The organism is Pseudomonas sp. LTGT-11-2Z, assembly GCF_003691445.1.
Lineage (GTDB): Bacteria > Pseudomonadota > Gammaproteobacteria > Pseudomonadales > Pseudomonadaceae > Aquipseudomonas > Aquipseudomonas monteilii.
Map to the genome: position 1 here is coordinate 2,385,694 of NZ_CP033104.1, position 13,582 is coordinate 2,399,275.

The following is a 13,582-nucleotide window of genomic DNA, read 5'->3' on the forward strand; positions in this document are numbered from 1 at the left end:
TCAGTCGCCAAAAGGGCCGGCAGCGGTGAAGGCGCCACCTTGCAGCTGGGCCGTCGGGTCATTTGCTGCGGGTTTTGGCTGCTGCTCCAGGGCCGGGCGGAAGCGTTCGGCGCTGTCCTTGGGGTTGAAACCCAGGTGTGCGGCGTGGCGGTTGTTCCACCACAGGTCGCGGTTGGCCGAGACGCCATACACCACGGTGTGGCCAACGTTCTCGGCCAGCAATGCGCGCTCCACCAGGTGTGCCAGGTCTCCGTAGCTCAGCCAGGTGGACAACATGCGCACATTGCGGGGTTCGGGGAATGAAGAGCCGATGCGCAGGCTGACCGTTTCGATGCCGTAGCGATGGAAGTAGAACGTCGCCAGGTCTTCGCCGTAGGCCTTCGACAGCCCGTAATAGCAGTCTGGCCGGCGCGGCGAATGCGCATCCACTTGTTCGTCCTGGGGGTAAAAGCCGGTGACATGGTTGGAGCTGGCAAACACCACGCGTTTTATGCCGTGCTTACGGGCGGCCTCGTAGATGTGGAAGGTGCCAACGATGTTGGCTTGCAGAATCTCTTCGAAGGCACGCTCGGTGGAGATGCCGCCCAGGTGCACGATGGCGTCTACATCCTTGGCCAGGGCCAGTACGCCGGCCTTGTCCGCCAGGTCGCAATTGATGGTTTCTTCATGCTCCCCCGTAGCTGTTGCCATGGGGCTGATGTCCGATGCGCGCACGAAGGTGGCGTGCGCTTGCAGTGCTTCGCGAAGCACTTGCCCGAGCCCGCCGGCGGCACCGGTGAGCAGCAGGCGGTTGAAGGGTTTGCGTGTAGTCGTGGTCATTGTATAGAGGCCTTTTACTGAAACGGCATCAAGGTGCCGTGCGGGAACGACACCGGCATGGGTGGGCGGTTGCCCTTACAGGAAGTTGTATTGGATACCCAGGCGCCAACGGGCCTGGCGATCGTCCGTGTAGCTGTTGACCTTGATGTCACCCACTTCCATGAACGGTGCCCACTGCTTGTTGAGCTTGTACTTGATGATCAGGTTCTGCTCGTAGTCGCGCTTCTTGTTGTCGTAGCGGATGTAGTCGGTGGTGAAGTGGATGTACTGGTACTCGAATGCCCACGGGCCGCTGGGGGTGTAGCCGAGCCAGCCTTCAAGGCGGGTGGTGTTCTGGTCGTCCTTGGCGCGGTCAGCCTTGCTGTGGTCGACCTGATCCCGGTCGAGGCTACGTGCGTCGTGGCGCACGCGGGTGGCGACATACCAGGTGTCGCTGAGTTTGTAGCTGTACTTCAAGCCGAATTTGTAGGTAGTCGCATCCTTGGAACTGTCCATCTGGAAGGCGGGGGTCCAGGTCGACTTGGGGCTGGTCTTGTAGTTGTAGTCCACGGTGAACTCGTGGCCGTTGTTGACCATGTTGTCGTAGGCGACGTCTTCGCGGTCGCCGGCAGTTTTGTATTTGATTTCTGCGGCAAACCCCAGGCCGCTGTCCTTGCGGTAACTCAGCTTTATCCGGTCGGAGTGAATGCTGTCGTCTTCGGTGAAGCCGTGCCGGTAGTTGATGCTGGCAGAGTCCGCGCAGGCGTAGAACGACAAGCCGAGCGTACTGGCGGCGATGAGGCGGCGAAGTGTGATGTTCATGCGATCTCTTTTTTTGTTTTTGTTGAGGACGTGATGAGGCGTGTGAGCAAGGTGGGGTGAGGTGGTGAGCGCTCCGTGATTTTTCAAATAAGTTATCGTACGACTGTGAGGCTGTCTACGAATTATTGAAATGTTGTCTGATCACTTGTCTGGATGGCTCTATTCCGGTGTTTTTGGCAATTGAAAAGCCTTTGGGTGGGGAGCTAATGATTGTCATGAGCACCATGAATCGGGGGTTTTTGCGACTTTAAAGTCGTGCTTTTCAAATGTTGTATGATGACGTAGGATGGCCTCCAGAGCGTGACTCACCCGCCACAAATCCAATAAGAAGGCTCAGACGTCCATGATCATTACTGCTGTAAACGTCCAGGTGTTTTCCTACCCCACGCGCCGCGCCGTAGACAGCGCCGGCCATGCCCACCCAGGTGATGTGACCCAGGCCAGAATGGCCCTGCTGCGCATCAGGACCGAGTGCGGCAGCGAAGGCTATGCGCTGGGTGCGCCCGAACTCATTCGCCCTTATGTGCTGGATAACTTCGTGCGCAAGGTGCTGGTTGGCGCCAATGCCTTCGACCGTGAAAAAATCTGGCACGACCTGGCCCACTGGCAGCGCGGCAGCGCCAGCCAGCTGACTGACCGCGCCCTGGCGCTGGTCGAGCAGGCACTGTGGGACTGGGCCGGGCGCAAGCTGAACCTGCCGGTGCACAAGCTGATTGGTGGCTACCGCGACAAGGTGCCGGCCTATGGCTCGACCATGTGCGGTGATGAGTTGCCGGGCGGCCTGTCGACGCCGGAGGAGTACGGTCGCTTCGCCGAAACCCTGGTCAAGCGCGGCTACAAGGCCATCAAGCTGCACACCTGGATGCCACCGGTGTCGTTCGCGCCCAGCGTGAGCATGGACATCAAGGCATGCGCCGCCGTACGCGAGGCCGTGGGGCCGGACATCGCGCTGATGATCGATGGCTATCACTGGTACAGCCGTACCGAAGCCCTCACCATCGGCCGCGCCCTGGAAAAGCTCGACTTCGCCTGGTTCGAAGAGCCGATGATGGAAGATTCCGCCGAGTCCTACGCCTGGCTGGCCGGGCAGCTGGACATCCCGGTGCTTGGCCCGGAAAGCCTCGGTGGCAAGCACCTGAGCCGGGCCAGCTGGGTGAAGAACGATGTGTGCGACATCCTGCGAGCGGGGGTTGCCGGTGTGGGGGGCATTGCACCGTGCCTGAAGGTTGCGCACATGGCCGAATCATTCGGCATGGATTGCGAGATCCATGGCAACGGTGCCGCCAACCTGGCGGTCGTGGGGGCGATCAAGAACTGCACCTGGTACGAGCGCGGCCTGCTGCACCCGTACCTTGACTATGACGAGGTACCTGCCTACCTCAAACGCCTGGTCGACCCGATGGACGAAGACGGTTTCGTGCACCTGTCGAACTTGCCGGGCCTGGGTGAGGACATCGACTTCGACTACGTCGAAACCAATACGCTGCAGAGCTTCTGATTCGTCATGGCGGCACGCGTCGCTGCGTGCCGCCCGAGCGTCCAATAACTATAAAAAGGCGATCTCACATGAGCGTTATCCCCACACTCTGGGCGGGGGTCTTTGCTGCGTCTCTGGCGCTGACCTCGGTACCTGCTGCTTTCGCGAAAACCCCGGCAGATCAGTTGATCGTCGGCATGAGCATGATCAATCTACTGTCCCTCGACCCGGCGGCGGCCACTGGGCTGGATGTGTCCGAGGTCAATGCCAACCTCTACGACATGCTGCTGGTGCAGGACGTGCGTCAGCCGGACCGACTGCTGCCGGCGCTGGCTGAAAGCTGGCAGGTCAGCGATGACCGCAAGACCCTCACGTTCAACCTGCGCAAGGGCGTGACGTTCCAGTCCGGTAACCCGCTAAGTGCCGAGGATGTCGCCTGGTCGCTGCAGCGTGTACTCAAACTCAACCTGGCCTTGGCGTCGACCTGGAAGGCCTACGGGTTTTCGGCGGACAATGTCGACCAGCACATGCGCGCTGTCGATGACGCTACTTTCGTCATCGAGCTGCCACGGCCGACTGACCCGTTGCTGGTGCTCAATACCCTGGCTACCTCGCCCAGCGCTTTCATCCTCGACCGCAAGGTGGTGCAGCAGCACCAGAAGGGCGATGACATGGGCGGTGCCTGGCTGACCACCCACGCGGCGGGCAGCGGGCCGTTCGCGCTCAAGGAGTGGCGCGCCAACGATGTCATCCTGATGAACCGTTTTGACGGGTACTGGGGCGGCCCGGCCAAGCTCAAGCGCATCGTCATGCGCAACATGACCGAGTCGCAGTCACTGCGCTTGATGGTGGAGCGGGGTGACCTGGACCTGGCCAAGGGCATGTCCGCGCCAGACATCGAGGCGCTGGAGAAGTCTGACAACGTTCGCACCCAGACCGTGCAGCGCGGGACCCTGTACTACGTGGCCCTCAGCGTGAAGAACAAGCCCTACGACGATGTGCGCGTGCGCCGGGCGGTGCGTTTTCTGATCGACTATCAAGGCATCAACCAGACGGTGATGCCGCACTATGGCCAGCTCAATCAGCGCCCGCTACCGCTTGGCCTGCCAGCACGGCTGGATGATCCGGGCTATGCCCTGAACGTGGCCGAAGCGAAAAAGCTGCTGGCCGAAGCCGGTTACCCCGAGGGTTTCAAGACCACCATCCGCGTGCTCACCGAGCCGCCCTTCATCAACATTGCGTCCAGCCTGCAGTCGACCCTGGCCCAGGCCGGTATCAAGGCCACCATCGTCACCGGTACCGGCAACCAGATCTACGGCGCCATGCGTGAGCGCAGCTTCGACATCCTGGTCGGGCGCGGTGGTGGTGGCGCTGAGCGGCACCCGCATTCAAGCCTGCGCACCCTGGTGTACAACCCGGACAACCGTGACGAAGCCAAGCTGAGCAACTTCCAGGGCTGGCGTACCTCGTTCTACAGCCCCGAGCTGAACCGCCTGATCGAGCAGGCGGAAGTCGAGCCCGACAAGGCGCAGCAGCTGGCTCAGTACCAGCAAATCCAGAAAACCCTGGACGAGCAGGTGGGGGGCATCCTGCCTGTGTCGCAGATGACCGACACCGTAGTGCTCTACCACGATGTGCAGGACTACCAGGGCCATACCGCGGCCACCACCCGTTACAAAGACGTCTACAAGTCGCGTTGAGGCAAAGCCTGCGTGATTGGTGAATGCTTTTTCAGGAGCTTGTTATGTGTGCTTCGACTGCCTCTGTAATGGGTGCCCGTGTCTCGGGCACCGCTCGCCGGGCCAGCACGGTGCTGGTGACTTTGCTTGGCCTGCTGGCGCTGACGTTCTTCATCGGACGGGTCATGCCGCTGGACCCGGTGCTGGCAGTGGTCGGCCCGGATGCCGACAGCTCCACCTACGACCAGGTATACCGGGCGATGGGCCTGGACAAACCGATCTGGGTCCAGTTCGGGCTGTACCTGAACGACTTGCTACACGGTGATTTCGGCAATGCGCTGCTCACCGGCCACCCGGTGCTCGAAGACATCAAACGCGTCTTCCCGGCCACCATTGAACTGGCGACCCTGGCAATCCTGTTCGGCGTGCTGATCGGCCTGCCGTTGGGGGTGGTCGCGGCCAGTAACCAGGGCCGGGTCGGCGACCACGTGGCGCGGGTGATTACCCTGTTCGGCTATTCCACGCCCATCTTCTGGGTCGGCATGATGGGGCTGCTGGTGTTCTACGCCTGGTTGGGCTGGGCAGGTGGGGCAGGGCGAATCGACCTGGCCTATGACGGCATGGTCGATGAGGTTACCGGCCTGCTGCTGATCGACACGGCGCTGGCGCGTGACTGGGAGGCCTTCACCAGCGCGTTGCGCCATATCGTCCTGCCGGCGTTGATCCTGGGGCTGAACTCGGTGGCCTACATCAGCCGCATGACCCGCAGCTTCATGCTCGAGCAGCTGTCGCAGGAATACATCATCACCGCCAGGGTCAAGGGGCTGTCACGCCGCCAGGTGGTCTGGAACCACGCGTTCCGCAACATCCTCGTGCAGTTGCTCACGGTGGTCGCCCTGGCCTATGGCTCGTTGCTGGAGGGGGCGGTGCTGATCGAAACCGTATTTGCCTGGCCCGGTTTCGGTCAGTACCTCACCAGCAGCCTGATGCTCGGTGACATGAACGCGGTGATGGGCTGCGTGTTGATCATCGGCCTGATCTTCGTCGCACTCAACCTGATCAGCGATGCCCTGTACAAGGTGTTCGACCCCAGGACCCGCTAGCCCCCAATCAGCGTGAACACATTGAATAACTATAAAAAGAAGGATGCCCCATGAAGACTGTATTCCCGCCGCTGCGCATGGCTGTGCTGGGCGCGGTGCTGCTGCTCGGCCCGCTCGCTGCGGTGCAGGCGAAAACCCCTGCCGACCAGTTGATCGTCGGCATGAGCATGGTCAACCTGTTCTCCATCGACCCGGCCAACGCGCCCGGCCTGGATGCCTCTGGCATCAATGCCAACCTCTACGACACGCTCATCAAGCGCGACCAGGGCAACCCGGAGAAGCACCTGCCACAACTGGCCGAACGCTGGGACGTCAGTGAAGACGGCAAGCAGATTACCTTCCGCCTGCGCACTGATGTCACGTTCCATTCCGGCAACCCGCTCACTGCCGAGGATGTGGCCTGGTCGCTGTACCGGGTGATGAAGCTCAACTATGGCTTGGCCACCACCTGGAAGGCCTACGGCTACAGTGTCGAAAACATTCAAACGCTGATCCGCGCGACCGACAGCCATACCTTGGTGATCGACCTGCCGCAGCCGGTAGACCCTTTGCTGGTGATCGACTCGCTGGCCGTGTCACCCAGCGCTGTGGTGGTCGACCGCCAGCAAGTGCTCGAGCATGAGAAGAACGGTGACCTGGGCGCGGCCTGGCTGGTCACCAACGAAGCCGGCAGCGGGCCGTTCACCCTGACCAAATGGAGCGCCAACGATGCGCTGGTGATGACCCGCTTCGACGGTTACTGGGCAGGCCCGGCCAAGATGAAACGGGTGCTGGTGCGTCACATGACCGAGTCGCAGTCGCTGCGCCTGATGCTCGAACGCGGCGACCTGGACCTGGCCTACGGCATGGCGGCGCCGGATATCAAGGCCATTGAAAGCTCGGACAAACTCCAAGTGCAGGCTCTGCAGCGCGGCACCCTGTACTACGTGGCAATGAGCATGAAGCAGCCGGAGTTTGCCAACCGCAAAGTCCGCGAAGCGGTGCGCAACCTGATCGACTACCAGGGCCTGGACCAGCAGGTGATGCCGCATTACGGCAAGCTCAACCAGCAACCGATGCAGCTTGGGCTCGAGGCCCGGTTGCCAGACCCTGGCTACAAGCTGGATGTTTCCAAAGCCAAGGCACTGCTGGCCGAGGCGGGCTACCCACAAGGTTTCAGCACAACCATCCGCACGCTGTCCGAACCGCCCTTCATCGATATCGCCGCACGCATGCAGTCGACCCTGGCCGAAGGTGGCATCAAGGCCAGTATCGTCACCGGTACCGGCAACCAGGTGTATGGCGCCATGCGCGCCCGCAACTTTGAAATGATCGTGGCGCGGGGCGCCGAGCGTTACCCGCACCCGTATTTCAGCCTGCGCACCTTCGTCTACAACCCCGACAACAGTGACAGCGCTGGCTTGCCCAACTTCCAGGGCTGGCGCGCGTCGTTCTTCAGCCCCCCGCTGAATGACCTGATCGACCGGGTAGGTGTCGAGCGCGATGCGGCCAAACGCCTGGGCATGTACCAGCAGGCGCAGAAGCTGTACGACGAGGAGGTGGGGCCGATCATGATGATTTCCCAGATGACCGACACCGCCGTGAGCGCAGCCGACGTCAAGGGCTTCAGCGGCGATGACGCCGAAGCCACCCGCTACCTGGGCGTCTACAAGCAACGTTGAGAACCGCCTGGGGCACCTGTGGGTACCCCGAGTGGCCATGATTCCACATCGAGAACATGCCGATGATTGCCAACATCTCTTCTACCGAAACCACCGCCAAGCGGCAGGCCGACGCCCCCGCGTCCAGCCTTGAGGCCCTTGGCAAAAGCAGCCTTCGGGTGCTGCGCCTGCTGGTGCGCAACCCGATGACCCTGGCAGGCCTGCTGGTGGCCTTGCTGCTGGTCGTGGTGGCGGCGTTCGCGCCGTGGATCGCCACCCACGACCCGGTCATCCAGAACTTGGCCAACGCCTTGCAGGCACCCAGCGCCGCGCACTGGTTCGGCACCGACGAATACGGACGGGACATCTTCAGTCGGCTGGTCTACGGTGCCCGCATCACCCTCTACATCATCGCCCTGGTGACGATCATCGTCGGCCCCATCGGGCTGTTCATCGGCACGGTGTCGGGCTATTTCGGCGGCATTGTCGATACCGTGTTCATGCGCGTCACCGACATTTTCATTTCGTTCCCCAGCCTGGTGCTGGCGCTGGCCTTCATCGCTGCACTGGGCCCTGGCCTTGAGCATGCGGTGGTGGCTATCGCGTTAACCTCCTGGCCACCGATCGCACGGCTGGCCCGCGCCGAAACCCTGTCGCTGCGCAAGGCCGACTTCGTGGTGGCCGTCGAGCTGCAGGGCGCGTCGTCGACCCGCATCATCCTGCGCCACATCGTGCCGATGTGCCTGTCGTCGGTGATCATCCGCCTGACCATGAACATGGCCGGCATCATCCTCACGGCGGCGGCGCTGGGCTTCCTCGGCCTGGGTGCGCAGGCGCCGTTGCCGGAGTGGGGGGCGATGATCTCCACGGGGCGGCGCTACATGCTCGAATGCTGGTGGCTGGTAGCGGTACCCGGTGCGGCAATCATGCTGGTGAGCCTGGCGTTCAACCTGCTGGGCGATGGCCTGCGGGACATTCTCGACCCGCGTAGCGAATAACCGGAGGCTTTATGTCAGCGCTCAAACTCAATGTCGAATCGCTCAATGTGCGCTTCGTCAACGGCAAGAAAGTGATGCACGCGGTGCGTGACGTGTCGTTCACCCTGGGCCGGGAAAAGCTCGCCATCGTCGGTGAGTCCGGCTCGGGCAAGTCCACGGTTGGCCGCAGCTTGCTCAAGCTGCACCCTGGCAGCGCGCAGATCACCGCAAAAGCCCTGCAGTTCGGCGATGTCGACCTGCTCAGTGCCAGCGAAAAGGCCATGCAGAAAATCCGCGGCCAGCGTATTTCGATGATCATGCAAGACCCCAAGTACTCGCTCAATCCGGTGGTGCGCGTTGGCGACCAGATTGCCGAGGCCTACCTGGCACACCACAGGGCCAGCCGCAGCGAGGCCCGTGAACGGGTGCTGCAGATGCTCGACAAGGTGCATATCCGTGACCCGAAGCGCGTCTACAACCTTTATCCACATGAGGTGAGCGGCGGCATGGGCCAGCGCATCATGATCGCGATGATGGTCATCACCAACCCGGAAGTGATCATTGCCGACGAACCGACCTCGGCGCTGGATGTGTCGGTACGCCAGCAGGTGCTCAACGTGCTCGAAGAGCTGGTGGTAGAGCAGCAGATGGGGCTGATTTTCGTCAGCCACGACCTGAACCTGGTGCGCAATTACTGTGACCGGGTGCTGGTGATGTATGCCGGGCGCGTGGTGGAGTCGCTGGCGGCCAGTGACCTGCACCGTGCCGAACACCCCTACACCCGAGGCCTGCTGGCCGCCTTGCCAAGCATGGACAACCGCCGCCCGCGTTTGCCCGTGTTGCAACGCGACCCGCTGTGGCTCTCCTGCTGAGGTAACTGACCATGTCCATGATCCAAGCACACGCGTTGAACCTGAGCTTTGGCGTTGGCGCCGCGCTCAACCAGGTGCTGCACAATGTCGACCTGAGTGTCGAAGATGGCGAGTCCTTTGGCCTGGTAGGGGAGTCCGGCTCTGGCAAGACCACGGTGCTGCGCTGCCTGGCCGGCCAGTACCGGCACTGGAGCGGGGCCCTGAGCATCGACGGTGTACCGTTGCAGCACAAGCTTCCCAAGGAGCACTTTCGCAAGGTGCAGATGGTGTTCCAGGATCCCTATGGCTCGCTGCACCCGCGCCATACCATCGACACTGCACTGCGCGAGCCGTTGGTGATCCACGGCATGGATGAGCGCAACGATCGCATCAACGACATCCTCATCAAGGTAGGCCTCAACGACAGCTACCGTTACCGCTACCCGCACCAGTTGTCTGGCGGCCAGCGTCAGCGCGTGGCTATCGCCCGGGCGTTGATCCTTGAGCCCAGGGTGCTGTTGCTCGATGAGCCCACGTCGGCCCTCGATGTGTCGGTGCAGGCAGAGATCCTCAACCTGCTGTCGGACCTGCGTCAGCGCGAGAAGCTCACCTACCTGATGGTGACTCACGACCTGGGCGTGGTCAGCCACCTGTGCGACAAGGTCGCTGTGATGCAGCAGGGGCGTATCGTCGAGCAACTGGACTGTCGGGCACTGAGCCAGGACCAGGCCACCCACGATTACACCCGAATGCTGGTGCAAGCCAGCCGCGACTTCAGCGCCGACGCCGCCCCGGCCATGTCGGCCTGAACCCGGCAATTACAAGGAAGACAAGAACATGCCGAATGCCAACCCTGCGCCCGTTTGGCGGGTGCGTGCTGCCGTGGCTGCCCTGGCCATGGGCAGCAGCTTGCCACTGTGGGCCGTAGAGGCCCCTGCAAAGGTCCAGGTGCCGACGCTGGCCTACGACGACCGGCAGATCATCCTGGTGTGGGAAAAGCCCGCCAGCCATGCCGAAATCGTCGACTACCACGTGTATGCCAATGGCAGATTGCTGGGGGCCAGCAACGCCAACAACGATCAAGTGTCACCGGCCAAACCCTACATTGACCGGTTCTACGAGCAGGACCTGCACAACTTCCACCACCGCATCGCCATTCACAGCTTCACCGCCCAGGGGCTTGCACCCGATACCGAGTACCGCTTCACCGTGCGCTCGGTCGATCGCCATGGCAAAGAGTCTGCTGACAGCCCCGTGGTGGTGCAGCGAACCACCGACGTACCGGCACTGTTCAACGTGCAGCGCTACGGCGCCAAGGGCGATGGCAAGGCGCTCGACACGGCTGCCATTCAGCGCGCCATCGATGCGTGCAGCAAAGGCTGCAAGGTGTTGCTGCCTGCCGGCACGTACAAGAGCGGGGCGCTCTACCTCAAGAGCGACATGACCCTGGAAATCGCCGAGGGCGCTACCCTGTTGGGTTCCGAACGTGCCGAGGACTACCCGCGCCAGGGCTATATCCAGTACCCGTATTCCACCACCGTGCGCCCGGCTTCGCTGATCAATGCCTTGCCGCGCGACCCGCATGCGCACCAGGCCTTCGAGAACATCCGCATCGTCGGCAAGGGCACCATCGACGGCAATGGCTGGAAGCGTAACCCGGACGTGGTCGACGAGCGCGGGCGAGCCTTGCCCTTCTACCTGCCCAGCGACAACACCCGCTATATGCACGACGGCGTGCTGGCCAAGGCGCAGGTGGCGCGGGCGGTGGCCGAGGGCATGAACGTCAAGGATGCCTACGGGCAGATGCGCTCGTCGCTGATCACCCTGCGCAATGTGACAAACGTGTTCTATGGCGGCTTCACGGTGGTGAACCCGGCCTATCACGGCATCATGAACCTGGAAACGCAGAATGTGGTGCTGGCCAACACCACGCACCGTACTTACGACGCCAACAACGGCGACGGTATCGAGTTTGCCAACAGTCGTGGCGCGCTGGTATTCAACAACTTCTTCGACACCGGTGACGACTGCGTCAACTTTGCCGCCGGTACCGGGGCGGATGCGGTCCACCAGAAGGCGCAGGAGGATGCCTGGATCTTCAACAACTATTTCCGCAAAGGCCATGGCATGGTCGTGGCGGGCAGCCATACCGGCGCGTGGATTCAGAACATCCTGGCAGAGGACAACGTCTCGGATGGTACCGATGCCGGGCTGCGCATGAAAAGCACCAACTTCATGGGCGGTGGTGCGCGTCACGTTACCTTCCGTGATTCGGCCATCCGCAACACAGCGAAACAGGCCTTCATCTTCACCCTGGATTACAACGACCCGAATGCCAAGCTCGATTACAAACGTTCGACGGTGGCGGGGCAGTTCCGGGATATCACGGTCAGTGACGTGAGCGTGGAAAACGCCCGCACCGCCGCCATCGAGGTGAAAGGCGATAGCGGTCATGGCGCCTGGCACCAGGGGTTGGTGTTCGAGCGGGTGCGCTTCAGTGGGCCGGCCCCGGTGAAGATCGATGGCCTGAAAGATTCGCGCTTCGACGGGCTGCGCTTCACCGATACCGGTGGCGCCAACCCTTGGCAGGTACAGGGCAGCCAAGGGCTTGCCTACACGGACGTGGAGCCCGCACCGTAGCCTCAGGCCTCGCTGTAGAATGCCTGTAACCGTTGCGCCTCCCGCAGGCGCATACGGCTGTTGCTCAGGTGCAGGTACATGGCGGCGCGCGCCGCGTCGACCTGGCGGCTGGCGATGGCGTCGTAGATCTGCTGATGTTCGGCGTTGATGCCGGCCAGGTAGGTGCTGCGGTTGCTCTGCCCGGTGTAGGCAGAGTTCATGCGCGTGCGGGGGATCATCTTGGTGCCCAGATGCTTCATGATGTCGATCAGGTACTGGTTGCCTGCGGCCTTGGCGATTTTCAGGTGGAACTGGAAATCGGCGTTGGTCGTGCTGCCGGACTTTTCCGGGCCTTGCATCAGCGCCTCCAATGCTTGCTGCAATTCTTCGAGCGCTTGCGGCGTGGCCCGTTCGGCGGCCATGCCGGCGGCTTGCACTTCAAGGCTGAGGCGGTATTCCAGCAGGTCGAGCACATCGGACAGCAGGCTGATGGTTGCCGGCCCCACGTTGAAGCTCTCCGGTGCCGGCATGTCCAGCACGAAGGTGCCTACACCGTGGCGGGTCTCGACCAGGCCCGCTGCCTGCATGCGCGACAACGCTTCGCGTACTACCGAGCGGCTGACACCTTCGGTTTCGATCAGCGTCGCTTCGGTCGGCAGCTTGTCACCACGCTTGAGTGTGCCCTCGCGCATGCGTTGGGCAAAGCGTTCGACCAGCGCTTCGGCCAGGCGGCGGGGCGGTTGGGTGGGGCTGGTGGTAGGGTCCGGCATTGCTGTGCTCTTGTGTGGGCAGCGGCCAGTATAGTGCGTTTTGGCCCCGGGCAGCGGGTATACTCCGGGCTCTTCCGTATTGCAAAGGTTCGCCCAATGGCTTCTGCCCCCCCGGAAAAACGCCTGAATCTCGCACAGCAACTGGTGCATGACCTGTCGCAGCAGATTCTCTCGGGTGAATTGCCGGCGGGTAGCAAATTGCCCACCGAAGAAGCCGTGACCAAAGCGCGGGGCGTAAGCCGTACCGTGGTGCGCGAAGCCATGTCACGGTTGCAGGCCGAAGGCCTGGTAGAAACCCGCCGTGGTATCGGCACCTTCGTGGTAGACGCCATCCCGGCAGGTGACTTCCAGAGTGCCAGCCCCGGAATGGGCGGTGCATACAACGCGGTGGCGATCATCGAGTTGCGGCTTTGCCTTGAGGTCGAGGCGGCCGCCATTGCTGCCCAGCGTGCAACCCCGGAGCAACTGGCTGCCATGCGGGCGGCGCTCGATGGGGCCGTCGATACGCAGTCTGTGCCCTGCATGCGTACCGACTTCGAGTTTCACTTGCAGATAGCCCAATGCACGGGCAACAGCTTTTTCATCGACACCATGACCCACCTTGGGCATACCTTGCTGGCCGCGGCCCAGCCAGCAGTATCAGGGGGTGATGCCGAGCAGCGGGCACTGGAAGCGCGGGAGCGCGAGCAAGTGCATGCCGCGATCACCCGCAAGGATGCCGGTGCTGCCCGTGCTGCCATGCGGCTGCATCTGATGAACTGCCTGACACGCGCTCACCAGAGGGATAAGGATTTTTAAGAGTGATCAAAGATACAACAGGTTCATTCTATGCAGTGATTGCGTAAA

Annotated in this window: 12 protein-coding genes; 9 read left to right on the top strand and 3 right to left on the bottom strand. The window is 62.2% G+C overall.

What is annotated here, in order from left to right:
- Positions 1 to 819, bottom strand: coding sequence for an NAD(P)-dependent oxidoreductase (locus D8767_RS11015; RefSeq protein WP_016711474.1), 819 nt, complete (start codon positions 817 to 819; stop codon positions 1 to 3).
- Between the two features lie 75 nt (positions 820 to 894).
- Positions 895 to 1,620 carry an oligogalacturonate-specific porin KdgM family protein gene (locus tag D8767_RS11020; RefSeq protein ID WP_016711473.1) on the bottom strand — a complete coding sequence of 242 codons (726 nt, stop codon included), beginning with the start codon at positions 1,618 to 1,620 and terminating at the stop codon, positions 895 to 897.
- 343 nt (positions 1,621 to 1,963) lie between these two features.
- Here D8767_RS11020 and D8767_RS11025 point away from each other — a divergent pair, with 343 nt between their 5' ends.
- The 8 genes from D8767_RS11025 to D8767_RS11060 all read left to right on the top strand — a co-directional run bounded on the left by D8767_RS11025 (position 1,964) and on the right by D8767_RS11060 (position 11,987).
- Positions 1,964 to 3,118, top strand: coding sequence for a mandelate racemase family protein (locus D8767_RS11025; RefSeq protein ID WP_019096746.1), 1,155 nt, complete (start codon positions 1,964 to 1,966; stop codon positions 3,116 to 3,118).
- A 68-nt stretch (positions 3,119 to 3,186) separates the two neighbouring features.
- The gene (locus D8767_RS11030; RefSeq protein ID WP_016711471.1) at positions 3,187 to 4,797 is read left to right on the top strand and encodes an ABC transporter substrate-binding protein; all 1,611 of its coding nucleotides are present in this window, start codon (positions 3,187 to 3,189) and stop codon (positions 4,795 to 4,797) included.
- 68 nt (positions 4,798 to 4,865) lie between these two features.
- A complete protein-coding gene (locus tag D8767_RS11035) occupies positions 4,866 to 5,879 on the top strand; it encodes an ABC transporter permease subunit (protein ID WP_016711470.1) in 1,014 nt (337 codons plus the stop codon).
- A 50-nt stretch (positions 5,880 to 5,929) separates the two neighbouring features.
- Positions 5,930 to 7,540, top strand: coding sequence for an ABC transporter substrate-binding protein (locus D8767_RS11040; protein WP_063977461.1), 1,611 nt, complete (start codon positions 5,930 to 5,932; stop codon positions 7,538 to 7,540).
- 62 nt (positions 7,541 to 7,602) lie between these two features.
- A complete protein-coding gene (locus tag D8767_RS11045; protein ID WP_016711468.1) occupies positions 7,603 to 8,517 on the top strand; it encodes an ABC transporter permease in 915 nt (304 codons plus the stop codon).
- Positions 8,518 to 8,528: 11 nt separating this feature from the next.
- Positions 8,529 to 9,368, top strand: coding sequence for an ABC transporter ATP-binding protein (locus D8767_RS11050; RefSeq protein WP_028699478.1), 840 nt, complete (start codon positions 8,529 to 8,531; stop codon positions 9,366 to 9,368).
- Positions 9,369 to 9,379: 11 nt separating this feature from the next.
- Entirely contained in the window at positions 9,380 to 10,156 is a 777-nt protein-coding gene (locus tag D8767_RS11055) for an ABC transporter ATP-binding protein (RefSeq protein WP_029380197.1), read from the top strand.
- 28 nt (positions 10,157 to 10,184) lie between these two features.
- The gene (locus D8767_RS11060) at positions 10,185 to 11,987 is read left to right on the top strand and encodes a glycosyl hydrolase family 28 protein (protein ID WP_016711467.1); all 1,803 of its coding nucleotides are present in this window, start codon (positions 10,185 to 10,187) and stop codon (positions 11,985 to 11,987) included.
- 2 nt (positions 11,988 to 11,989) lie between these two features.
- On the opposite strand, the gene D8767_RS11065 is transcribed toward D8767_RS11060, so the two are convergent.
- Entirely contained in the window at positions 11,990 to 12,736 is a 747-nt protein-coding gene (locus tag D8767_RS11065; RefSeq protein ID WP_016711466.1) for a FadR/GntR family transcriptional regulator, read from the bottom strand.
- A gap of 96 nt (positions 12,737 to 12,832) precedes the next feature.
- Here D8767_RS11065 and D8767_RS11070 point away from each other — a divergent pair, with 96 nt between their 5' ends.
- A complete protein-coding gene (locus D8767_RS11070; protein ID WP_016711465.1) occupies positions 12,833 to 13,534 on the top strand; it encodes a FadR/GntR family transcriptional regulator in 702 nt (233 codons plus the stop codon).
- Positions 13,535 to 13,582 lie beyond the last annotated feature (48 nt).

What these genes read in the sequence shown, in the direction of transcription:
- D8767_RS11015 (WP_016711474.1), bottom strand. Translation starts at nt 819, where the DNA reads ATGACCACGACTACACGCAAACCCTTCAACCGCCTGCTGCTCACCGGT.
- D8767_RS11020 (WP_016711473.1), bottom strand. Translation starts at nt 1,620, where the DNA reads ATGAACATCACACTTCGCCGCCTCATCGCCGCCAGTACGCTCGGCTTG.
- D8767_RS11025 (WP_019096746.1), top strand. Translation starts at nt 1,964, where the DNA reads ATGATCATTACTGCTGTAAACGTCCAGGTGTTTTCCTACCCCACGCGC.
- D8767_RS11030 (WP_016711471.1), top strand. Translation starts at nt 3,187, where the DNA reads ATGAGCGTTATCCCCACACTCTGGGCGGGGGTCTTTGCTGCGTCTCTG.
- D8767_RS11035 (WP_016711470.1), top strand. Translation starts at nt 4,866, where the DNA reads ATGGGTGCCCGTGTCTCGGGCACCGCTCGCCGGGCCAGCACGGTGCTG.
- D8767_RS11040 (WP_063977461.1), top strand. Translation starts at nt 5,930, where the DNA reads ATGAAGACTGTATTCCCGCCGCTGCGCATGGCTGTGCTGGGCGCGGTG.
- D8767_RS11045 (WP_016711468.1), top strand. Translation starts at nt 7,603, where the DNA reads ATGATTGCCAACATCTCTTCTACCGAAACCACCGCCAAGCGGCAGGCC.
- D8767_RS11050 (WP_028699478.1), top strand. Translation starts at nt 8,529, where the DNA reads ATGTCAGCGCTCAAACTCAATGTCGAATCGCTCAATGTGCGCTTCGTC.
- D8767_RS11055 (WP_029380197.1), top strand. Translation starts at nt 9,380, where the DNA reads ATGTCCATGATCCAAGCACACGCGTTGAACCTGAGCTTTGGCGTTGGC.
- D8767_RS11060 (WP_016711467.1), top strand. Translation starts at nt 10,185, where the DNA reads ATGCCGAATGCCAACCCTGCGCCCGTTTGGCGGGTGCGTGCTGCCGTG.
- D8767_RS11065 (WP_016711466.1), bottom strand. Translation starts at nt 12,736, where the DNA reads ATGCCGGACCCTACCACCAGCCCCACCCAACCGCCCCGCCGCCTGGCC.
- D8767_RS11070 (WP_016711465.1), top strand. Translation starts at nt 12,833, where the DNA reads ATGGCTTCTGCCCCCCCGGAAAAACGCCTGAATCTCGCACAGCAACTG.